This window comes from Streptomyces sp. NPDC104096 (genome assembly GCF_055584385.1).
In genome coordinates this window covers 147,886-168,210 of record NZ_JBVJMD010000006.1, presented here as the reverse complement: position 1 = coordinate 168,210, position 20,325 = coordinate 147,886, and the positions used below count along the sequence as shown (strand labels likewise).

The window sequence follows — 20,325 nt, the reverse complement described above, 5'->3', positions numbered from 1 at the left end:
GGCAGCCGCCAGGCCTCGCCCCGGCCACCGAAGGGCCGCTGGCCGAGGCGCCCCGGGGCGAACAGCCTCTCGGCCGGGTCACCCGGGCCCCGCCCTTCAGGAACCCTTTGATCAGGAGTTGCACCGCTTGTCCTTGCACGCCCTTTTGAGGGAGAAGGCGTGGAGCTTGTTGTTGGGGACAAAGGGGGAGTGGTAGCCGGAGCCCCAGTAGACCGAACCGTTCACGATGGCAGCGCCGCCGACTGCCGACCCGCCACTGTCGAAGCTCCACTTGATGGTGCCGGTGGCGCCGTCCAGGGCGTACATGTCGCCGGACACGGAGCCGGCGTAGACCACGCCGTTGGCGCTGGAGACGAAACCGTAGTCGAAGGTGTGGCGGGACCGGACGACCTTGCCGGTCTTCAGGTCCAGACCCAGGACCGAGTCCACGTGGTTGTCCGGCGACGGCGTGGTGCAGCCGGTCTGGTCCGGCCTTGTGCAGACACCGTCCGGCACGGAGTAGTTGTTGCCCGTGCTCACGTACAGCAGCCCGGTCCGGTGGTCCACCACCGCGGTGCTGGACCACACCGCACCACCGGTGTATCCGGGTGGAACCGTGTGTGTCCTCCAGAGCACTTTTCCGGTGGCCACGCTCAGGGCGACGACGCTGCCGCGGAATGTGTACTGCGCGTCCGTGAGTTCGGAGTTGGAGGACACGCCCACATAGGCGATGCCGCGTTTCTCGTCGATCACCGGAGAACTGGTGATGAGCGCGTTCGGGTGGTCGTCGACCTTGGTGCGCCACAGCGGTGCGCCGGTCGCGGAGTTGGCGGCCATCACGTATGCGCCGTCGGCGCTGGTGGAGGTCAGCACGCCTTCCCCGAACACCAGTTTGCCGCGCGCGTGTACGCGGGGCTGGTGCGCGAGATGTCCCCGGCGACGCGGCTGTACACGCTGATCGGGTTCGACCACAGCGCCTTCCCCGTGGAGGTGCTCACCGCCGACAGCTTCCCGCCCCAGTCCGGTACGTACGCCACTCCGCGTACCACGGTCGGCGTCATCGGCGCCAGGCTCGCCGCCGGCCCCTGGAGCGGCTGTATGGCCGACGTGAATCGGCGCTGGTTGTTGAACCGGTCGACCCATTCGCCTGGGCGGCGGTCCCGGCAGGGACGCCGTGAACTCGGGCTTCATGTACATGCTCCTATTGGGTCCGAATCCAAAGGGAGCCTGGCGCATTCGTGATCAAGTGACCGGCAAGCACAATGGGGACACGCCGCTTGATCATCGGATCGGCTCAACAGGTAAACAGCCCGGACGGAAGACGCCTCAGCCACTTGACCCGTGTGTATGAGCTGTCCCCTCGAAAGGCGAGGCGGGGAAGGTCTGAGCCTCGGCCTGGGCTACCCACCGCCCGCCCCAAGGTCCCGAACGCTCGCCACAATGTGTCGGCACTCGCGAGGGGCGCCCGTCCATCCTGGAGCCTGAGCTACCCCGTCGGAGGCATCGTTCTGACGGTCACTGAGCGTCTACGGGTTTCCTTCATCCCTTGCGCTGCCAGGGGTCATCTGGCGAAACACGGGCCGAGCCAGGGCCGGACCGAGGCGAGGGCCGGCCAGTGCCCTAATCGTGTTGACCGCCCCCGGCAGGCAGTGCTGGAGTCGGCACGTGGACAGCATCCCCGCCAACCGGCGGCTCTGGAACCGGATCAGCAGCGCCTACCAGCACGAGCACGACCCGCAGATCGGCGCCGCACCCCGGCTGTGGGGCATGTACTCCATCCCCGACGCGCACCTGCACGCCCTGGGCGACGTCACCGGCAAGCGCGTCCTCGAACTCGGCTGCGGTGCCGGCCAGTGGTCCAGGGCGCTCGCCGCCGAGGGCGCCACCGTGGTCGGGCTCGATCTGTCCGAAGCCCAACTCGCCGCAGCGGCCCGCGCGATGGGAGCGGCCCGCTACCCGCTGGTGCAAGGCGCCGCCGAACAACTCCCCTTCGCCGACGGCAGCTTCGACCTGGTGTTCTGCGACTTCGGTGGGCTCAGCTGGGCGCCCCCGCATCTGGCCGTCCCGCAGGCCGCACGCGTCCTGCGCCGGGGCGGGCGCCTGGTGTTCAACGTCGCCAGCCCATGGTTCGAAGCCTGCTACGACGAGGCCGCCAGCCGCGTGACCACGACGCTGCAGCAGGACTACTTCGGGCTGAACGCCATCGCCGAAGGCGACGACGCGACCAGCTATCAGCTCACCTACGGCGACTGGGTCAGGGTCCTGCGCGGCGCGGGTCTCGTCATCGACGACCTCATCGAGCCGCGGCCCGGACTCGGAACACCCAACGGCTACAACGAAACCGACCCACCCGACTGGGCACACCGCTGGCCGGCGGAACTGCTCTGGGTAACCCACAAACCGTAAGTTCCGCCGCGTCGAGAGGTGAAGGCAGCATCCCCTCGACCTCGGCGTACGTGTCGTGGGAATCGAAGAGCGTCGGTGGTTGCCCGTCGTCCAGGCGTCGGGTCCAGCACTCGCACCAGAAGCCGGGCCCGGTCGTCGCCCTCAGCATGGGCGCCTTCGGCATGGACCGCAGGCCACCCTCGTCCACCTTGCTGACCAGGTCGACCGCGGACACCTGCCCGATACGTAGCCGACGCGAAAAAATCGCTGGTTACAGCGGTACCCGATAGGCAGAATCGGCGGAATGCCGCGTTTCTTGTGTGACCACTGTCGATTCCCCCTCACCGGACCGGTCGCCAAGGTGAAAGTACCGCTACCCGTCCCGATGTCAGAGATCCCGGGCGTCCGGACACGTCCGGCCCGTATGCCCCGCGGCACCTATGCCCCGAACCTCCGACTGTGCGAGTTCAGCAACGACGTCCCCGGCTTCGTCGTGCACCCCGACGACGTGATCGGTACGGAACAGCATCCCGAGCCGATGCGTTCGATCGGCTGCTGTCAGGGCCCCGCAGGCGGCAATGGCCAGAATCTGGTCTGCCGCGACTGCGGAGCCGAGGTCGCCACCCTGCAAGCGGACTGTTACACCCAGAACCAGGTGACCTTGGATCCGTCTGCGGTCTGCCTTTCCTTCTCCGACGACTGACTGCCGGGCCCGCCGCACATGGGCCGCGCTCGCCCGCCGGGCCCACGAGGAAGGGGCGGGCGCCGCGTTCGCCGCAGTCGACGGGGGGGGCGTCGACGCCCCCCCGTACGACGTGAAGCGGGAGGACTCGAAGCAAGCCCTCGACGTGGTCGCCGCGGCCGAACTCGCAGCAGCGCGCGACCTGCAAGAGGATGACGCGAACCCACGGGGCGCCCTCCTCCACTACCGGACGCAGGCTCGGCGCATGGCTCCGCGCCAACGAGGAACGCCACCGGCTTCGGGGGACGTGGCACCGGCTCCGCGCTGATGCCGAGCATGATGTCCTCATCACCTCGGCCGCTCCCACTGCGGCGATCCCGGCCGGCACCCGCTCTCTCACGGTCGACGGCGTCGAGCGGAGCTTCTTGGGCCAGACCGGCTGGGCCAACCTCACCAGCCGCGCCGGTCCGCCCAGTGTGGTCGTACCTGTGGCGCGGAACGCGGAGGGGCTCCCGATCGGCGTCCAGCTCGTGGGACCGATGCATTCGGACCGAGCCCTGCTCGCAGCGGCTACAGCGGAAAAGTATGCGGCACCGTACGGTGAAGGAGTGATCGTGATCAAGGTTCCTGCAGCCGACTGTAAGCGGCTCTTCAGGGGTTACGAATACCCGCATCAAAGTGGACTGGATGCAGAGGTTGCGATCCACGGCTATGACGTCGAGAAGCTTGATGAATATTCGAGGAGTTGGTACAAGCGACCTGGGCAAGCCCTCGCTGTCGGTGGTGGCTGCGCGGCTGAAGGGCATGGACAACGGCGATGAGCAGCTGCTGCGGGGGCCAGATCTATGGATTCGACGAAACTCTCCAGGCCTAGCCGCAGGAGGCGGAGGTCATGGGGGAGCGGTTCGTGATCGCCCGTGAGACGGTGGACGAGGTCGTGGCGGAGCCTCGCGCAGACGAGGTCGTGCCGCCGGTCCGGGCCCTGGCACGGTGGCGGCTCGCCCAGCGTGGATCCAGTGCGCTCCCTGCTGGTCAAAGGCGGAGGCTGCGGTGGAAGGGCGGCCTGCCGCACCCCTGCAGCAGGTCCGCATCCACGCCGAGTCGCACATCTGCAGTGTGGTCCGCGCGTCCTACTGGTCCAAGAGGGCCAGTTCCTCATCAGTGAGCCGGCTGAAACATGACTCGTCCGTGACCATGGCGGTGGCCTGGCTCAAGGCGCTTGCGCTGGCATGGCGCGCGTACAGGTTCCACCCCTGCTTCCGGTATGAAGCCATGAAGTAGGAGCCGTTTTCTCCGAGGGGCACTTCTTGGGACGGTTTGCTCTCCGCCCACCCCCGTGATTTGAGGCCGGCGAGCATGGCGTTGAGCTTTCGACGCGTTTGTGTCGAGGCAGTCGTGGACGCATTCCCCGTTTCAGCAGCCGACCAAGAGACCACACAGGGGGTGAGCCGAGACGCGAGGGCGGCCAACTTCCTATCCTTCTCCGAGGCCGCTGGGCCAGCCAATCGGTCGGACGCAGGAAAGCCCGCTTTCGACCTGCTTCCCGGCAGCCCTGCTGCGGCCAGGGCCGCGTCCAGGTCCATCTGCACGTTCCTTTGGCCGAAGGATGTCGAGGAGGAGGCGGTAGTCGGGGCGGGGCGTTCAGCGCCGCCACCGCATCCGGTGACAAGAAGGGCGATTGCCGCGGCCGCTGCTACTCGTCCGGCTCTGATTTTCGTGGTGCGCATGCTTTTCTTCCCGTGGTGCCTTGGCCGTGGGGGACGGCTCATCCAAGTCCCATGGCGTCTGTTGTGATTCGCTCGCCCCCGGAGCGTCGGTCACTCAGCTGGAAGCCTGGTGACCGACGCTGGCAGGGCGTTCTCTACTGCTTCTCGGGCAGCGCCGTATCGGGTGTCTGCCCCTGCCGGGCGCCGTCGGCGCGCAGGGGCGAGTGCTCCTGCGCGGTGCAGGCGGTGAGCAGGGCGAAGGCACACGCCACCGGCAATGCAGATCTCAACGGGGTTCCTGCCTGGTACGACGGCCCTATCGGCCCTGGTGGCCGCTCAGTTTGCCACGGCAGAGATCGCTCTCATCATCGAGGTCCGGCACCTCCAGTTCGGGCGCGAGTGCTGCGATGGGCGGCGCCGGCCCTTGCGCTGATGCCGTTGTCGCCTTTGTTCTCGTTCAACAGAAGGCACCGGACTGGAGTCCCGCTCCTCACGCAGATGTGCCTCAGACCTCGCGCTACGGCCGCTTTGCTGACGGTTTCAAAATGCGTTCGGCGGGAGACTGGAGCCGGCTCCACGCTTCCTGCCATCCTCGCCGTCGTGGCCGACGACCTGTCGTTGGACGACTGAGTCAGCCGGCCGGCGCACGTGGGACGGGCTGTCCCCTCGTGGTGAGGCATCTTCCTGAGCAGCGAGGATCTGAAGGAGCATTATGGCGATCTTGGTGACCGGAGCCACTGGCACTGTCGGCCGGAACGTGGTCCGGCAACTCGTTGAGGCCGGTGCGGAGGTGCGGGCTCTGACCCGCAGCCCACGCACAGCGGCGCTCCCGGAAGGCGTGCGCGTAGTCGCCGGAGATCTCATGCAACCGGACTCGTTCAGCGAAGCGTTAAGGGGTGTCGACCGGATGTATCTCTTCCCGGTCGCCGAAACGGCACGGGAAGTGGTTGCGTCGGCACGGCAAGCTGGCGTGAGTCGCGTTGTGGTGCTGTCCTCCGGGGCTGTCACGACGGGCTTCGACAGCGACTTCCACTTGCCGGTCGAGCAGGCCGTAGAGGCGTCGGGCCTGGAGTGGACTCACGTGCGCCCCGGCGAGTTCGCGATGAACAAACTGGCCTTGTGGGGCCCGTCCATCCGTGCCGAGGGGGTAGTGCGCGACCCCAACCCCGGCGCGGCAGGGTGTCCGGTGCACGAGCAGGACATCGCCGATGTCGCTGCCCTGGCTCTGCTGGAGGACGGACACTGCGGACGGGCGTACACCCTCAACGGCCCCGAAATGTTGTCCCAACGCCGGCAGGTTGAGCTCATCGCCGAGGCCATCGGGCGCCCGGTCCGTTTTGAAGTCGTGAGCCGGGACGAGGCACGGGAGAGCTACCGCAAGCAGGGGGGATTCGCAGCGGCGAACGCGAATTTCCTGCTCGGTTTCGAGGACTATTCGGGCGGCGAGACGGACCTGCAGGCACTCCAGGAATTCGATCCGACGGCGACCGGCCCGGTACCCACGGCCGAGGATGCCATCGGGGTCCCGGCTCGCACCTTCGCTCAGTGGGCACACGACCATGCCCGGGAGTTTCTTCCCGACTGACGGTTCCATCCGACGGATCGGAGCTTTCGAAGGCAGATGATGGTGCACGCCAGGGCCAACGACCCATGGTGGATGTCGGCGCTTCGTCCGTGGCTCGCCGGTGCCTGTACCCGGGCCCCGGCAGGGTCTCGTGGTGGAGCTGGTGTGTGCCGGCAGAGTTCCATCGGCGTGGGCGGTTCACCTGCGTCGGACGGCGATGACGTTGTCGGTGACGGTCGCGGTTTGTCCTCCGGGACCGGTGGCGGTGCGCTGGGGTGCGTCGCCTCGTGGAACGTTTCGGCGAGGTCGTGTCGCTGCGTGTGGACCCGGTGGGTGACCCCTTGCGCCGTGGCGCTGGCCGCCACGCGGTGGAGGGCGGTCTGTGACATGTCGACGGCGGTGACGTCCCAGCCCTGGGCGGCGAGCCAGAGGGCGTCGCCGCCGTGGCCGCAGCCCAGGTCCAGGGCGGTTCCGGGGCTCGGGGCCGGGTCGGCGAGCAGCGAGGTCAGGACCGCGTTGGGCTCGGTGCCCCACCGTGCGTCCATGCCGGCGTAGTGCTTCTCCCAGAATGCGGTGGACTCGTTGACGCTGTTCGTGTGGAGAGCCTTTCGGTGTCGGAGGTCACGAGGTGGCGGTGCTGGTGCGGGGGCTTGTGAGGAGGAGGCCGGTGGTGGCGAGGGCGAGGACGAACAGGGCGGCGCCGGCGAGGAAGGCGACGCGGTAACCGTGCACGTACCCGTCCAGCCAGGACGACGGTCAGGTAGCCGTCGGCGGGCTTGAGCAGTGTCAGCAGCAGGGCGCCGGGAAGGTCGTAGCGGCGGGTTCCTTCGGCGCGTCTCTCCTTGGGAGTCGGGAGGGCGGTCAGGGCCGCTGCGAGGTCGGCGCAGGGCTTCCTGAGGCGGACGCCGAGATGGATCTCGGGCGCTTGCCGGCTGTTGTCAGAGACGGAACAGGTCGGCTGCGTTGTCGTGGCACACGGCCCGTAGCCAGTCGTCGCCGAGGTCCAGTTGTTCCAGGGCCTGGAGTTGGTGGAGGTAGGGGTAGGGGATGTTGGGGAAGTCGGTTCCGAGCAGGATGCGGTCGCCGAGGTCGGCGAGGCGGGGCAGGGTCTTGCGGGGGAAGGGCATGAAGCCTTCGGTGAAGTCGGTGAACGCCATCGTGGTGTCGAGGCGTACCTGGTCGTGGCGTTCGGCGAGGTCGAGGAACTCCTCGTACTCGGGCATGCCCATGTGCGCGACGATCAGGCGCAGTCCGGGGTGGCGGGCGAGGACCCGGGCGACGGGTCCGGGGCCGGTGTGCTTGCCCGGCGCGGGCCCGGAGCCGCAGTGCATCACCACGGGAGTCCCGGCTTCGGCGAGCAGCCCCCAGGCTGTCTGGAACTGTTCATCGGCCGGGTCGTACGCGCCCACCTGGACGTGCGCCTTGAAGACCCGGGCGCCGGCTTCGAGGGCCTCTTGGACGTAGGCGGCGGTGTCGGGCTCGGGATACAAGGTCGCGGTGTGGAGACAGTCGCGGGTGCGGCGGGCGAAGTCGGCCGCCCAGTTGTTCAGCCATCGGGCCATGCCGGGTTTGTGCGGGTAGAGCATGGAGGTGAAGGCCCGCACACCGAAGTCACGCAGCAGGGCGGCGCGCTCGGCTTCTTCTCGCCGGTAGGTGATGGGCCAGGTCAAGCCGCCGATCATGGGCCCACTGGTGTCGAAGTAGTCCCAGACCTTGTGCAGGACGCGTTCGGGCATGAAGTGGGTGTGGACGTCGATGAGCCCGGGCAGACCGAGTCCGGTCCAGAAGGCGCGGACGTCACCGGCCTCGCTGCTCACAGCCGTGCGGGGAGTGTTGCTCACCTGGTGCTGCCTCCTTCGGGGACGGCCTGCCGTCGTTCCTGATCATCGAAGCCTGCCCGCGATTCCGGGTGAGGTCCAGGCCGCCTGGAACGGCGGCGCCGGTCGGGGGAGGTGAGGGCTGCGCCCGTGACGCCCAGGAAGGTGTCGGCCAGTTCCTCGCCGGTGTGCAGGGCGGGCCGATCAGGCCGATGGCGGTGGCGCGCCGAGGAGCTGTCCGGCGATAGCTGCCGCGGACAGGCGGCCGGGGCGCCGCCGACACCGGGGAGAGCCCGCTCCGGCATCGAGGGCTGCTGTCAGTGGGCTCTGCGATCGTGTGCGTCGTGGATGAAGTCGTGGAACGTGTCGATGCACGGGACCGTGTGCTGGGGCCGGTGAGTCGGACAGACGCCGTACGGGAGGGCTGGCTGCACCGGATTGCCGTGGTCGTGTGTCACGACCGGCGGGGTCGGATCCTCGTCCATCGGCGTGCTGGGCAGGTGCCCCGATTCCCTGGGCATTACGAGGTCGCAGTGGGTGGAGCCCTGGTGGTCGGGGAGTCTTATGAGCAGGCAGCCACCCGTGAGCTGGAGGAGGAACTGGGGGTGTCGGCGGCAGTACGCTTTCGGTTCAAGTTCCTCAACCGGAGCGGGCTGAGCCCTCACTGGCTCGGGGTGTGCGATGCCGTCGTTCCGCGGGCTGTCGTGCCGAACTCGAATGAGGTCGCCTGGCACGGCTGGCTGAGTGAGTCCGACCTGCCGCGGATCCTTCGGGAGTGGACTTTCACTCCCGACAGCCCGGAGATCCTGGGTCGGTATTTCGCTTGTCGCGCTGACGGGACGTCTGCGCGGTGACCGTGCTTTTGGGCCGGGCCGGAAGGCATCTGCCCACCGATCAACGGGCTTGTCTGGTCGGGCAAGGGGCCTGATCGGGTGATCGCGGTGCGGTCGGCGGATGACGGCAGGGCTCCGCGGCAGCTCGGGGTTGTCGAAGTCAACGAACTGCTCGGGAGACCCTGTTGCCGCAGTCCCGGACCCCGCGGATGCTGCGCGGGGCTGTGCCCGTCACCTGTTCCCGATGCGCCATGCCATGACGGCATCGGTGGATTCTGCGTTCGTTGCACGGGCCCGTGAGTCGTGCTTGGCTCGTCCGATGAACTTTCTGCTGACGGCGAGTGGCCTGCGTAACGAGACGCTGCGGGATGCGCTGCGGGACATGCTGGGTCGGCCGTTCGGATCGGCGAACGTCGTGTTCGTTCCCACGGCATCAGTGGCCGAGCCCGGGGACCACGGGTGGGTTGTCGCGGACATGAACCGGCTGCACGGCCTGGGCTGGAGGCAATTCGACATCCTGGAGCTGAATGGCCTGCCCCGGCAGATGGTGCTCGACCGACTGCTCCACGCCGACGTCGTCTACGTCGAGGGCGGCAGCCATTACCACCTCGCGCGCAGCATCACCGGGAACGGCCTGGCCGACGGCTTCCTGGAGGCGCTGGTGAGCCGGGTCTACGTGGGGGTCAGCGCCGGATCAATGATCTTCAGCCGTAATCTCACCGGACACTCCGCCGACGTCATCGGGGACACCGCGGATCTTCACGTGCTCGGCGCGACGACCGTGGAGCCGCCGTTCGGCCTCTTCGACTGGTATCTCAAGCCTCACCTGTACTCACCGGATTTCCCCGAACGGGACGACGCCTGGGCTGATCGCATCGTCGCGCGGGCGGACTTCCCGATCTACTTCATCGACGACGAGACGGCCGTTCGCGTCAGGGACGGCAAGGTGGATGTCATCTCTGAAGGCCGGTGGCGGTTCCATCCGTGACTCAGTACACGCGCTAGGCAGGGCAGTGCGACGCCCAGGGCATGGTCGGGACGGGGCGGTCGGTGCGATGACGGAGGCGACTGCAAGCTGGAGTCGGCAGTCCCGCAGGACTTTCAGGTTCTTCAGCCGCGACAGGGCGTGTTCCACTCGTGCTCGCGCCTGGCGGTGGACCGCGTTTTCCGCTTCCTGCCGCGGGCTGAGGTGGGTCTGCCCCGTTCTCTGCGGTGCGGGATGAGCAGGACGGTGCCTTGGTATCCGCCGTCGGCGATGGTCGGTGCCTCACGGCAGGCCCGGTCCACGCCGGATTCGGTGAAGGTCCGGAAGTCGTTGTGGCCGGAGCGGTCCGCGGGTGCTCGGCCCCTCACACAGTGACGAGCTCGGTGTTGAGAGGGAGGTTCGTCAGCTTTTGAGTGGCTCTTGCGGCGCCTGATTGCGTGGGCGCGGGCGGAATCCGCCGGTCCACAGCCGGCCCTCGTACGGGCCGTGCAGGAAGGCCGCCACGCGCGGGAGCTGGGCGCGGTGGAGCAGTGGATGAAGCCCTCCTCCTGGAGAGCGCGGCCACGCGTCGACGTCTCGTACGTGCCGGTCTCGCGGGCCGCGTCCCGGAGGGAGCGTTCGGTGATGTGCGTCAGCTCGGGTCTGAGCGACACGTCAAGTGATGTCGCCGAGGCGGGCCGCACGTGCCCGGAGGTAGCGCTGTTCGGGGAGGCTCAGGGTCTTGGCGGCGGCTGACTCATAGGCGGCTCGGGCGGCCTCGGGGTCGCCGGCGCGTTCCAGGAGGTGGGCGCGGACCGAGTCCAGGCGGTGGCCTGCGGCCAACTCCGCTGCGAGCACGTCCAGTTCGGCCAGGCCGGCCTTCGGTCCGTGGACCATGGCGATGGCCACGGCACGGTTGAGGCGTTCGACAGGGCTGGGGACAAGGTGGACGAGGACGTCGTAGAGGCCGAGGATCTCGGGCCAGTCGGTGCTGTCGGGCGAGTCCGCCTCGTCGTGGACGGCTGCGATCGCGGCCCTCAACTGGTAGGGGCCGGGACGGCGTCGGGACAGAGCCCAGGTCACCAGGGCCACGCCCTCCTCGATCGCCGCCTTGTCCCACAGCCCGCGGTCCTGCTCGTCGAGGGGGATCAGTTCGCCGCCCGCCCCGGTCCGCGCGGCGCGGCGGGCGTCGGTGAGGAGCATCAGGGCGAGCAGGCCGGTGACCTCACAGTCGCCGGGCAGCAGGCGGTGCACCGTACGGGCCAGCCGGATGGCCTCGCCCGCGAGTTCGGCGCGCTGGAGGGAGGCTCCGGAGGTGGCCGTGTAGCCCTCGTTGAAGATCAGGTAGAGCGTGTGGAGGACGGCGGGCAGTCGCTCCTCCCAATGATCGGGGCGGCTGAAACGCGTGCCCTTCACCCGCTGCTTGGCCCGGCTGATCCGCTGGGCCATCGTCGCCTCCGGCACCAGATGCGCGCGGGCGATCTCGGCCGTCGTCAGACCGCCGACGGCCCGCAGCGTCAGCGCGATCTGGGCGGGCGGGGGCAGATCCGGGTGGCAGCAGAGGAAGAGCAGGGTCAGCGTGTCGTCCTCGCAGGGCGCACGATCGGGCCCGGGCGGCGGTGCGGTGAAGGCGTCGCGCGGTGTGAGCGCCGCCGCCTTCTCCTCACGCAGCCGCCGCGCCTGATCACTGCGCAGCGCGTCCGTGAGCCGCCGCGAGGCGACCCTGATCAGCCAGCCCCGCGGATTGTCCGGAACCCCCGACTCGGGCCACTGTCCGGCCGCTGCCAGCAGCGCCTCCTGTACGGCGTCCTCGGCGGCGTCGAAGTGCCCGTACCGGCGTACGAGCGCGCCGAGGACCTGCGGCGCGTGCAGGCGCAGCAGGTCCTCGACCTCGCTCGTACGCCTCAAACGTCTCCCCTGCTCACACTTCGCCGAGCGGCCGGATGACGACGGGGTACGTGTTCGCGCCCTCGGGAACGGGGCACTGGGTGACCCGCGCGGCGATCTCCGTGACCCGCTCCAGGCTCTCGCACTCCAGGAGCCAGTAACCGGCGATCACTTCCTTGGTCTCGCCGTACGGCCCGTCGGTGATCACGGGCTTGCCGTCCGCGCCGGCGCTGACGAGGCGGGTCCTGGCAGGCTCGGCCAGCCCCTGGGCATCGATGAACTCGCCTGTCTCGGCGAGGTCGTTGTTGATCGCCCCCATGTGCTGGAACATCGCCTGCATATCCTTGTCGCTCCAGGCCGGGAGACCCGCGACGGGCTTGCCCGCCTGGGCCTCGTAGTCCGCCTGCGTGCCCTGCACCATCACCAGGTACTTCATGAGTCCGCTCCTTCGGCTCGGGCCGCCTGTGGTGGGCGGCTCTCATGGGGGACGTCGGAGCCGGCCCGCGCTTCTCTACACGCTCGCGGAAGTTTTTCAGGCTCGCGGGAAGAGTGTCAGGAGTCCCGCTGCTCGGCCCTGTCGACCGCCGGTCCGCTCTCCGTCGTGAGGACGGGCTCCGACTCGGCCTCTTCCGCCTCGTACGCCTGGTACGCCTGGTACGCCTGGTACTCGGGATCCTTGCACGGACCGGGACGCCACAGGGGCACGAACACGCCCAGGGTCTTGTGCCGGCGCACGACCTGCTCGACGAGATGTCCGCAAACGGGACAGACGTACTCATCACTGGCCATGTCCTCAGGACATCGCGCCATCCGGTGACGGGGTGTCGACCGTGACCCCACAGACCCGGGCCCCCGCCGCGCGGACGCCCCGCACCAGGTCTGCGGTGAGGCCGCGGTCCCGCTGCACGTAGAGCTGGAACCACGACGGTCCGCGCGCCGCCGCGGCCACTTCCTCGGTGGTCCGGGACGCGAAGACGAGAAGGTGTTCAGCGTCGGCGGCGCGTCGGCGTCGGCCGCACCCCGCGTAGTGGGGGTCTCCCCGTCGGTGTGGAACAGCCCGTGAGCGGCCGTGGGAGCCAGCAGGACCGGTGAATCGAGCATGGCCCAGAAGGTTCGCAATGCCATGCCCGTCCTACCGGCCGGCCCGCGCGAGCCGCAGGTCTCGGTAGAGGAACCACGCCGTACCTGTGACGACCGCCCCGCAGACCGTGGGCACGAGCAACCACGGAAGGCCCGTCCACACGAGGGACAGACCCACGACGGCGCAGGTGGTTCCCGTGACGATGAGCAGCCACTTGCCGTACGGGCGCCAGGTGAAGAGTCCGGGGTCACGCGGCCTGGCGAGACGCATCGCACCGAACATCAGCGCCAACGCCGCCAGCAGCCCTGCGAACGTGCCGATGGCGGCAGTCATCTGGGGTTCGTCGCGAGGCGCGTCGGAAGAATTCTGCTGGGCGTCCCCCTCGGCGACCACCACGACCACGCCACGCCACACGGTACCGGTGACGCGGTCCCCCCGGTGAAGCCCGCTCAGCACCGGGCTCGAATCGCCGAACGGCACGACCATCCTCGGGAAGGGTTCCGGACCGAGCAGGGTCGCCGTTTTGTGCTTGCGGGCATCGCGGGCGCCCTCGACGGTGAAGGCGACCTTCCGTAGGCAGTCCTCCGACCTCGGTACCACCGTGCGGGCGGGGCACGATTCGGCTGCCCTGTACTCCCGGTACTGGGTGCGATCGGTGGGCAGCCAGGCGGTGAAGACGAGATAGCAGGCCAGTGCGGCGGCCAGGGACAGAACAATCAGCGTCGCACCCACCAGCCGGCTGCGGCCGGCCCTTGATGGCGGCGGTCCGTCCGCCCCACGGGCAGTGCGGATTCTCATCGTGGTCATCGCTCGTCTCCCACGCCGTTCCTCAGCGATCAGGGCACCAGTCTCTTCCGGTCGTGATCAAGAAGGTAAGGAGCTCGACCGGCAGTCGGAGGTCACTGATCCTTTCCGTATCCGGGCAACGTGATGCTCGGACACTCACCAGCGCGCCCCATGGGGCGACGCATGGTCGTCGACCAACTGCCACAAGAACATCAGGTCGGCATGCCGATTTGGCCTCGTACGGACGTGCGACCGCATGCACGGCTGGTGAAGCGCCCGCACTGCCGAAGCCCGAGAGGAGTGGCAGAGGGCTTGCCGGACGAGCAGGCGGCCCAGGTGCAAGAGGGCTTGGAGATCTTCGCGGAGGGCCAAAGGAGGGCCAACGAGATGTTGGTCGACTCGGTCGGCTGATCCGGGCCGGCCGGGCGCACCACGGTCGCCCGGCCAGCAGGTCCTTGTGACGCTTCGCGGCCTCATCTCGTCTATGTGGTGACGGAGCGCCGATAAGACCAGGCCTCGTCCCGGCGCAGCGCGAAGAACCGGCACGTCGTCGGCCACGTCAATCGAGGGAATCCGATTCGGCGCCTCGAGGAATCCCGCCCCGGCGGGCCCGACCGTCCCGGACAGTGCCCGGCGGTCGGCGGGCGCCTGGGCGCGGGCGGGTGTTCTCCGCGCGGCCGCGCGGATCCTCCTGACTGGTGCGGGAGACCCAAGGAGGCGCCCGTCATCAAGCGGACGTGGTGGTGATGGTGCCTGGGCCTGTGGGTCACGGCCCTGGCTCTTTCGGCTCCACGGTGGCGGCAGGTTGTGCGGTTGTCGCCCGGACGGCTTGACCGGGCTCCGGCGGCGTGTCCGCGTTCCTCGGTCCGGACCGTGGTGCGGCCGGGTCAGGCAGTGCCGAGGCCGTTCAGGAACGTGGCGGCAACAAGGTCGGCGGCCTGGGGAGGCTCCAGATCGGGGAACCGGTGGGCGGCGGTGTCGACGAGTTCGTCCAGGATCGTCCGCGCCCAGGCCGCGTCGACGTCGGCGCGCAGGTAGCCCTCGTCCAGAGCACGGCGGATGAAGGCGTCGAGACGTGCACTCTGTACTTGCCTGCGCTCACGGGCGGCGGGATCGTTCTGCATCATGCGGCGCGTGTCGAGCGGCCATTGTCGGCTGACGGGGATGATCCCTTCGAGGTAGCGGTGGAGGGCGACCGGCAGGGGGGCCTCGACCAGGCGCGCCTCGTCCAGAACCTGCTCGGCGGAGTCGAGCTTGGCTTGGAATACGGCGCTGAGCAGGGCTTCGCGGTTCGCAAACCGACGATGGAGAGTGGTTCGGTCCACTCCGGCGGCGGCGGCGATGGCCGACATGGAAGTACCCGGGTCCTCGGCCAGGAGCCGAGCCCCGGCATGGAGGACGGCAGTCAGATTGCGTGCGGCGTCTGCTCTCATGATCTTGCGAGTCTATCGCACAGCGGTCATTTACACCCCTATCCGCCATTGATGAGATGCGGCACGGGCATGTTCTGCATCATCGGTGTTGCATTTCTGTTCGTTTCATCTACAGTCGAGTTGCTGGCCCGTTCGGGGGGCCTGGACGAGCAACGAGATGAGGAACACGCAATGGCACAGACTTGGCTGATCACTGGGGGCTCGCAGGGCCTGGGCAGGGCTCTCGTCCTCGCGGCCCTGGAGGCCGGCGACAACGTCGTGGTGACCTCCCGCAAGCCTGAGGCGCTGGCTTCCCTGAAGGCCGAGCACCCGGAACGGCTCGAAACGATCGCGCTGGACGTCACCTCTGCATCCCAGTCCCGGAACGTGGTGGACGCTGCGGTGGAGCGGTTCGGATCGGTCGACGTCGTCGTGAACAACGCCGGCTACGCAACCAGCGGTTCGATCGAGGACTTCCCCGAGGACGAATTCCGCGCGCAGATCGATGCCAACTTGTACGGCGTCGTCAACATGACCCGGGCGGTCCTGCCGGTCATGCGCCAACAGCGCTCCGGACACATCGTGCAGATCTCCTCGATCGGCGGTCGCGTGGGCGGTACGCCCGGTCTGGGTGCCTACCAGACCGCGAAATTCGCCGTCGAGGGGTTCTCCGAGGCACTGGCGAACGAGGTGGCACCGTTCGGCGTCAAGGTCACCATCGTCGAGCCGGGCGGCATCCGCACCGGCTGGGCCGCAGGGGCGGCAGAACCGTCCGGTCCCATCACCCCCGACTACGAGGAGACCGTGGGGCTGTGGCTGGCCCGCTTCGCGGAGTACGCCGGCAACGAGCCCGGCGACCCGGACCTCATGGCCCGAGCCATCGTCGGCGTCGTGGGCGCCGAGGAGCCCCCGCGCCGACTGCTGCTCGGCAGCGACGCCCTGACGATCGCCATCGGTTCAGAAGAAGGCCGTCTCGCCGAGGCCGACAAGTGGGCCGAAGTCAGCCGTTCCACGGACTACCCCGCCGCCTGACGGCGCCTTGCGGACACGGCGCCCCGCTGATCGAGACACCGGCCCCGGCGAAACAGACCACCGGGGCACGCGCTGCGGAGGATGCGAACTGGCGTGAGGTCGGTGTGTCCACCGGCCGAGACGGACTCGGCGATTTCGCCGACACCACGGTCGCCCGGATGGTTCGTCCGCCCGATCAAGGACTGACTGGGCCGACCTGCGTGCTGCCCGTCCGAGGCCGCATCCGCAACGGCCGACGGCATCGGCACGGCGAACTCTGTGTCACTGGCGCACAAGCCATGGCTCGACGCGACCGTGCCGTGCCCCCCGACCGCCCTCGCAACTCGCATATCAGCTTGCATCTCCGCCCAGATCCCCCTTCCTCGGCCCCACTTCCATGGCACTTGAAGGAAATACAGAAATGACTGTGCGCGACAATCTGTACATCGGCGGCTCCTGGGTCGCTCCCAGCGCTCCCGAGCTGACGCTCGACATCCTCTCCCCGCACGACCAGTCGCTGCTCGGCCGCGCGGCGCAGGCCGCGCCGGCCGACGTGGACAAGGCCGTCGCCGCGGCCCGCAAGGCTTTTGATCACGGTTCGTGGCCGCACACCGCGCCGGAGGAACGTCAGGAAATCGTTCGCCGCTACGACGCACTGCGTACCGCACGCGCCGACGAGATCGCGGCGGCGATCTCCGCGGAGAACGGTTCCGCCGGCTGGTTCACCAAGGCCGGCCAGCCCTTCCTGACTCGCCAGGTCAACGCCTACCTCAAGGCGGCCGAGGAGTTCGGCTGGGAGGAAGTCGTCGCACCGTCGGACCCGTCAGCAGCCTTCGACACCATCGTGCGCCGTGAAGCGATCGGTGTGGTCGCCGCGGTCATACCGTGGAACTCGCCGTTCTCCGCCGCCACCGCCAAGCTGATCCCTGCCCTCCTGGCCGGCAACACCGTCGTGCTGAAGGTCTCCCCGGAGAACTCGCTGAGCATGGCACTGCTCGCGGATCTCTGGAACGAGGCCGGCCTGCCCGAGGGCGTGCTGAGCGTCCTTCCGGCGGACCGTGAAACCAGCGAGTACCTCGTGTCACACGCCGGGGTGGACAAGATCTCCTTCACCGGTTCGACCCGGGCCGGCCGCCGTATCGCCTCCATCGCCGGAGAGCAGTTGAAGCGCGTGGGTCTGGAGCTGGGCGGCAAGTCCGCCGCTTTGATCCTGGACGACGCGGACCTGACGGCCGCGATGCAGGGCCTGCGGTTCGGTTCGTTGGGCAACAACGGTGAAGCATGCATCCTGCAGACCCGCATCCTGGCTCCCCGCAGCCGTTACGACGAGGTCGTGGCAGCGGTGAAGGAGATGGTCGAGGCGCTGAAGGTCGGCGACCCCGCCTCCTCCGACACCTTCATCGGCCCGATGGTCCGCCGTGACCAGCAGCAGCGGGTCATCGACTACATCAACGCCGGTATCGAGGAAGGCGCGCGGCTGGTGACCGGCGGCCCGCAGGTCCCCGAGGGCCTGGAAAAGGGCAACTACGTCACCCCGACCGTGTTCGCCGACGTCGACAACAGCATGCGCATTGCGCAGGAGGAGATCTTCGGCCCGGTTCTGGTCGTCATTGCCTACGACGGTGACGACGACGCCGTCCGCATCGCCAACGACTCCGAGTACGGTCTGTCCGGAGGTGTTTGGTCCGCCGACCCCGATCGCGCCCTGGCCATCGCCCAGCGTCTGCGCACCGGGACAGTCACGCTGAACGGATCACCGATCAGCTTCGACGGCCCCTTCGGCGGATACAAGGCGAGCGGGCTCGGCCGCGAGTACGGCAAGGTCGGTCTGACCGGCTATGTGGAGCACAAGTCGATCACCCGCAACCGGTAGTCACGCCCCGGTCGCACGAACCCCGGATGCGGGAAGGCGAATCCCGGATCCTCCCGAACACCCGTGCACTGACCGCAGATCATCTCCGTCCCATCGGATCCGGCACCGGCAGGCAACGCTCCACCTCACACCGCGCTGCCCCCCGTACCGCCGAGGCGCACCTGACGGGCGCCACCGACGGCCGTGATCCCACCTCTCGAAGCAAGCCACAACCGGGCCATGCCGCCGTTGCCCTTCCGGCGTGCCAGACACGCCCAAAGGACGACGGCCGGCGCCCCCTCCGGAGAGTCACTCCATGCCCCGTCCCTCGACACGCCTCACATTCACGGTCCTCGCGACCGGCGCAGGCGTGTTCTCCATGCTGCAGTCGCTGATCGCACCGGCTCTGCCGACGGTTCAGCACGCGCTGCACACCTCCCAGTCGACCGTGACCTGGGTGATGACCGCCTACCTGCTGTCCGCCTCCGTATTCACGCCGATCCTGGGCCGTGCCGGTGACCTGCTCGGCAAGAAGCGGACCATGGTCGCCGTCCTTCTGGCCGTCCTCGCGGGCTGTCTGCTCGCCGCTCTTGCACCGAACATCGGTGTCCTGATCACCGCCCGGATCGTCCAGGGCGCCGGCGGTGCGCTCTTCCCGCTGTCCTTCGGCATCATCCGCGACCAGTTCGCTCGCGAGAAGGTCAGCGGCAGCATCAGCAACCTGTCCGCCGTGATCGCTGCCGGCGGCGGCCTCGGCATGGTCGCCGCCGGCCCCGTCATCGGCGCCCTCGACTACCACTGGCTGTTCTGGATCCCCGTCTTCGTCGTCGCCGTGACCGCCGTGATGGCCCTGCGCTATGTTCCGGAGTCGCACAGCCGCGCTGCCGGCTCGGTCAACTGGACCGGCGCGGTGCTGCTGTCCGGCTGGCTGGTCGCCCTTCTCCTGCCCCTCACCCAGGGCAGGCAATGGGGTTGGGGCTCCGCCCGGGTGACCGGCCTCTTCGCCGCCGCCGTCGTACTGTGCGCGCTGTGGCTGTTCGCCGAATCCCGCGCCGAGAGCCCGCTGATCGACTTGCGCATCATGCGTCTGCCCGCCGTCTGGACCACCAATGCCGCAGGTCTGCTGTTCGGCGCCGGCATGTTCGGGATCTGGTCGTTCCTGCCCGGATTCGTACAGACGCCCAGCTCCGCCGGATACGGGTTCGGCGCAAGCGTCACGGGCTCGGGACTCCTCATGGTCCCCATGCTGATCGCCATGTTCGTCTCCGGCATCCTCAGCGGCCGCCTGGAGTCCGTTGTCGGGTCCAAACGCCTGCTCATCGCCGGTTCCGTCTTCGCCGCGGTCGCCTGCGGCGTCCTCGTACCGTGGCACGAGCAGCAGTGGCAGGTCGCACTCGTCGCAGGCCTGTTCGGCTTCGGCGTCGGCCTCGCCTTCGCCTCGATGGCAAACCTCGTCGTCCGCAGCGTGCCCGCCGAGCAGACCGGCGCCGCGACCGGCATGAACGCCAACCTCCGTACCATCGGCGGCTCCATGGGCACCGCCTTGACCAGCCTGCTGGTGACCAGTCGGCTGCAGCCCTCGGGGCTGCCCTACAACTCCGGTTATATTCACGGATTTACCCTCCTGGCCGGGCTCCTCGTCGCCGCCGCCCTCACGGCCACCCTCGTGCCGTCGCCCCGGCGTGGCGCCCGTGCGGCCGCCGCTGAGACCGATCCTGCTTCCGCGGCCGTCCCACCGGCCGCTGAAGCCCCGGCCCAGGTGTGGCGGCGGGAGAACCAGGGAGCGTGAAGTACGAGCAAGGTCACGGGCCACTTCGCACCAGGAGGGGCCCGTATCTCGTCCATCGGCGTCCCGGTCGAAACGGCCCGCGCCGTCATCGTGGCCATGGCCGAGAAGCAGTCCCTTGCCGTCTGCTGCTCGGCTCCGACGTCCTGGACGTCGCGGTCGAGGCACGGGCGGGCCGGCAGGCCGAGGCTCGCGCGTGGAGCGAGGTGGGCCGCTCCGTCGGTCATCAGTGAACGATCGGTCCCTGTCGACGACCGATCTCCCCTCGGCAGGAAGGAACCATGGCAACCACCACCCAGGAAGAAGGCCGCTACGCCGAGGCGCTCAGATCGCCGCGTACGCGGCGATCTGAGCGCCTTCGAGGGGTATCGGATCGCCTCGCAGGTGTTCGCCGAGACCGCGCGGGACCAGGAGCCGGGCGGAACGACCGGCACCTGAGGTCCCAAGGCCGGCCCGTCCCTTTTTCTGGACTTGCTGGTCCAATTTCTCGGTCGTACGTTGACGCACATGCCCTGTGGGTCAGGGCCCCCGTCCGGCCGAAGGCGCTGCCGCCTTCATGCCGCCCGGGTCCACGGTGAAG

General features: G+C 68.7%; 19 protein-coding genes and 3 pseudogenes. 9 read left to right on the top strand and 13 right to left on the bottom strand.

Translation table 11 applies throughout. The features are described from left to right. Positions 1 to 111 precede the first annotated feature (111 nt). Positions 112 to 852 (bottom strand): outer membrane protein assembly factor BamB family protein, encoded by a 741-nt coding sequence (locus ACZ60B_RS09650; protein WP_469385459.1) that lies wholly within the window; start codon positions 850 to 852, stop codon positions 112 to 114. Further along, the gene (locus ACZ60B_RS09645; protein ID WP_469385458.1) at positions 846 to 1,040 is read right to left on the bottom strand and encodes a hypothetical protein; all 195 of its coding nucleotides are present in this window, start codon (positions 1,038 to 1,040) and stop codon (positions 846 to 848) included. Before ACZ60B_RS09645 ends, ACZ60B_RS09650 begins: the two co-directional genes overlap by 7 nt. A gap of 604 nt (positions 1,041 to 1,644) precedes the next feature. On the opposite strand from ACZ60B_RS09645, the gene ACZ60B_RS09640 reads away from it, so the two are divergent. The 3 genes from ACZ60B_RS09640 (at position 1,645) to ACZ60B_RS09630 (ending at position 3,867) form a co-directional block, all read left to right on the top strand. Next, complete coding sequence (locus ACZ60B_RS09640; protein ID WP_469385457.1) at positions 1,645 to 2,385, top strand: class I SAM-dependent methyltransferase; 741 nt, start codon at positions 1,645 to 1,647, stop codon at positions 2,383 to 2,385. A gap of 283 nt (positions 2,386 to 2,668) precedes the next feature. Continuing rightward, the gene (locus ACZ60B_RS09635) at positions 2,669 to 3,067 is read left to right on the top strand and encodes a hypothetical protein (protein ID WP_469385456.1); all 399 of its coding nucleotides are present in this window, start codon (positions 2,669 to 2,671) and stop codon (positions 3,065 to 3,067) included. A 191-nt stretch (positions 3,068 to 3,258) separates the two neighbouring features. Beyond that, a complete protein-coding gene (locus ACZ60B_RS09630; RefSeq protein ID WP_469385455.1) occupies positions 3,259 to 3,867 on the top strand; it encodes an amidase family protein in 609 nt (202 codons plus the stop codon). 1,040 nt (positions 3,868 to 4,907) lie between these two features. Here ACZ60B_RS09630 and ACZ60B_RS09625 read toward each other — a convergent pair. Continuing rightward, a complete protein-coding gene (locus ACZ60B_RS09625; protein ID WP_469385454.1) occupies positions 4,908 to 5,042 on the bottom strand; it encodes a hypothetical protein in 135 nt (44 codons plus the stop codon). A gap of 422 nt (positions 5,043 to 5,464) precedes the next feature. On the opposite strand from ACZ60B_RS09625, the gene ACZ60B_RS09620 reads away from it, so the two are divergent. After that, the gene (locus tag ACZ60B_RS09620) at positions 5,465 to 6,337 is read left to right on the top strand and encodes an NAD(P)H-binding protein (RefSeq protein WP_469385453.1); all 873 of its coding nucleotides are present in this window, start codon (positions 5,465 to 5,467) and stop codon (positions 6,335 to 6,337) included. On the opposite strand, the gene ACZ60B_RS09615 is transcribed toward ACZ60B_RS09620, so the two are convergent. Further along, positions 6,295 to 6,861, bottom strand: a complete 567-nt coding sequence (locus tag ACZ60B_RS09615; protein ID WP_469385452.1) for a class I SAM-dependent methyltransferase — start codon at positions 6,859 to 6,861, stop codon at positions 6,295 to 6,297. The two genes, ACZ60B_RS09620 and ACZ60B_RS09615, sit on opposite strands and share 43 nt — an antisense overlap. A gap of 393 nt (positions 6,862 to 7,254) precedes the next feature. Further along, a complete protein-coding gene (locus ACZ60B_RS09610) occupies positions 7,255 to 8,157 on the bottom strand; it encodes an amidohydrolase family protein (RefSeq protein WP_469385451.1) in 903 nt (300 codons plus the stop codon). A gap of 332 nt (positions 8,158 to 8,489) precedes the next feature. On the opposite strand from ACZ60B_RS09610, the gene ACZ60B_RS09605 reads away from it, so the two are divergent. Together ACZ60B_RS09605 and ACZ60B_RS09600 are read left to right on the top strand one after the other, a co-directional pair. After that, positions 8,490 to 8,987 (top strand): NUDIX domain-containing protein, encoded by a 498-nt coding sequence (locus ACZ60B_RS09605; RefSeq protein ID WP_469385559.1) that lies wholly within the window; start codon positions 8,490 to 8,492, stop codon positions 8,985 to 8,987. A gap of 298 nt (positions 8,988 to 9,285) precedes the next feature. Next, positions 9,286 to 9,954, top strand: coding sequence for a Type 1 glutamine amidotransferase-like domain-containing protein (locus ACZ60B_RS09600; RefSeq protein ID WP_469385450.1), 669 nt, complete (start codon positions 9,286 to 9,288; stop codon positions 9,952 to 9,954). An 87-nt stretch (positions 9,955 to 10,041) separates the two neighbouring features. Here the strand turns inward: ACZ60B_RS09600 and ACZ60B_RS09595 are convergent. From ACZ60B_RS09595 to ACZ60B_RS09560, 8 genes and pseudogenes are all read right to left on the bottom strand, one after another. Then, positions 10,042 to 10,283, bottom strand: a pseudogene (locus ACZ60B_RS09595) (transposase family protein); the annotation flags it as partial. A 322-nt stretch (positions 10,284 to 10,605) separates the two neighbouring features. Next, positions 10,606 to 11,838, bottom strand: coding sequence for an RNA polymerase sigma factor (locus ACZ60B_RS09590; protein ID WP_469385449.1), 1,233 nt, complete (start codon positions 11,836 to 11,838; stop codon positions 10,606 to 10,608). 13 nt (positions 11,839 to 11,851) lie between these two features. Then, the gene (locus ACZ60B_RS09585) at positions 11,852 to 12,253 is read right to left on the bottom strand and encodes a YciI family protein (RefSeq protein ID WP_392270320.1); all 402 of its coding nucleotides are present in this window, start codon (positions 12,251 to 12,253) and stop codon (positions 11,852 to 11,854) included. Positions 12,254 to 12,369: 116 nt separating this feature from the next. Continuing rightward, positions 12,370 to 12,606: a hypothetical protein gene (locus ACZ60B_RS09580; protein ID WP_469385558.1), complete on the bottom strand. Its 237-nt coding sequence runs from the start codon at positions 12,604 to 12,606 to the stop codon at positions 12,370 to 12,372. A gap of 4 nt (positions 12,607 to 12,610) precedes the next feature. Further along, positions 12,611 to 12,778: pseudogene (locus ACZ60B_RS09575) on the bottom strand (alpha-hydroxy-acid oxidizing protein); the annotation flags it as partial. Between the two features lie 32 nt (positions 12,779 to 12,810). Further along, positions 12,811 to 12,918, bottom strand: a pseudogene (locus ACZ60B_RS09570) (alpha-hydroxy-acid oxidizing protein); the annotation flags it as partial. Positions 12,919 to 12,949: 31 nt separating this feature from the next. Continuing rightward, a complete protein-coding gene (locus ACZ60B_RS09565; RefSeq protein WP_469385448.1) occupies positions 12,950 to 13,705 on the bottom strand; it encodes a hypothetical protein in 756 nt (251 codons plus the stop codon). An 866-nt stretch (positions 13,706 to 14,571) separates the two neighbouring features. Beyond that, positions 14,572 to 15,117 (bottom strand): TetR/AcrR family transcriptional regulator, encoded by a 546-nt coding sequence (locus ACZ60B_RS09560; protein ID WP_469385447.1) that lies wholly within the window; start codon positions 15,115 to 15,117, stop codon positions 14,572 to 14,574. A 171-nt stretch (positions 15,118 to 15,288) separates the two neighbouring features. Between ACZ60B_RS09560 and ACZ60B_RS09555 the strand changes: the two genes are divergently transcribed. The 3 genes from ACZ60B_RS09555 (at position 15,289) to ACZ60B_RS09545 (ending at position 19,748) form a co-directional block, all read left to right on the top strand. Beyond that, a complete protein-coding gene (locus tag ACZ60B_RS09555; protein ID WP_469385446.1) occupies positions 15,289 to 16,128 on the top strand; it encodes an oxidoreductase in 840 nt (279 codons plus the stop codon). 400 nt (positions 16,129 to 16,528) lie between these two features. Continuing rightward, a complete protein-coding gene (locus ACZ60B_RS09550) occupies positions 16,529 to 17,980 on the top strand; it encodes an aldehyde dehydrogenase (RefSeq protein ID WP_469385445.1) in 1,452 nt (483 codons plus the stop codon). A 295-nt stretch (positions 17,981 to 18,275) separates the two neighbouring features. Beyond that, on the top strand, positions 18,276 to 19,748 hold the full coding sequence (locus ACZ60B_RS09545) for an MFS transporter (protein ID WP_469385444.1): 1,473 nt from the start codon (positions 18,276 to 18,278) through the stop codon (positions 19,746 to 19,748). Positions 19,749 to 20,325 lie beyond the last annotated feature (577 nt).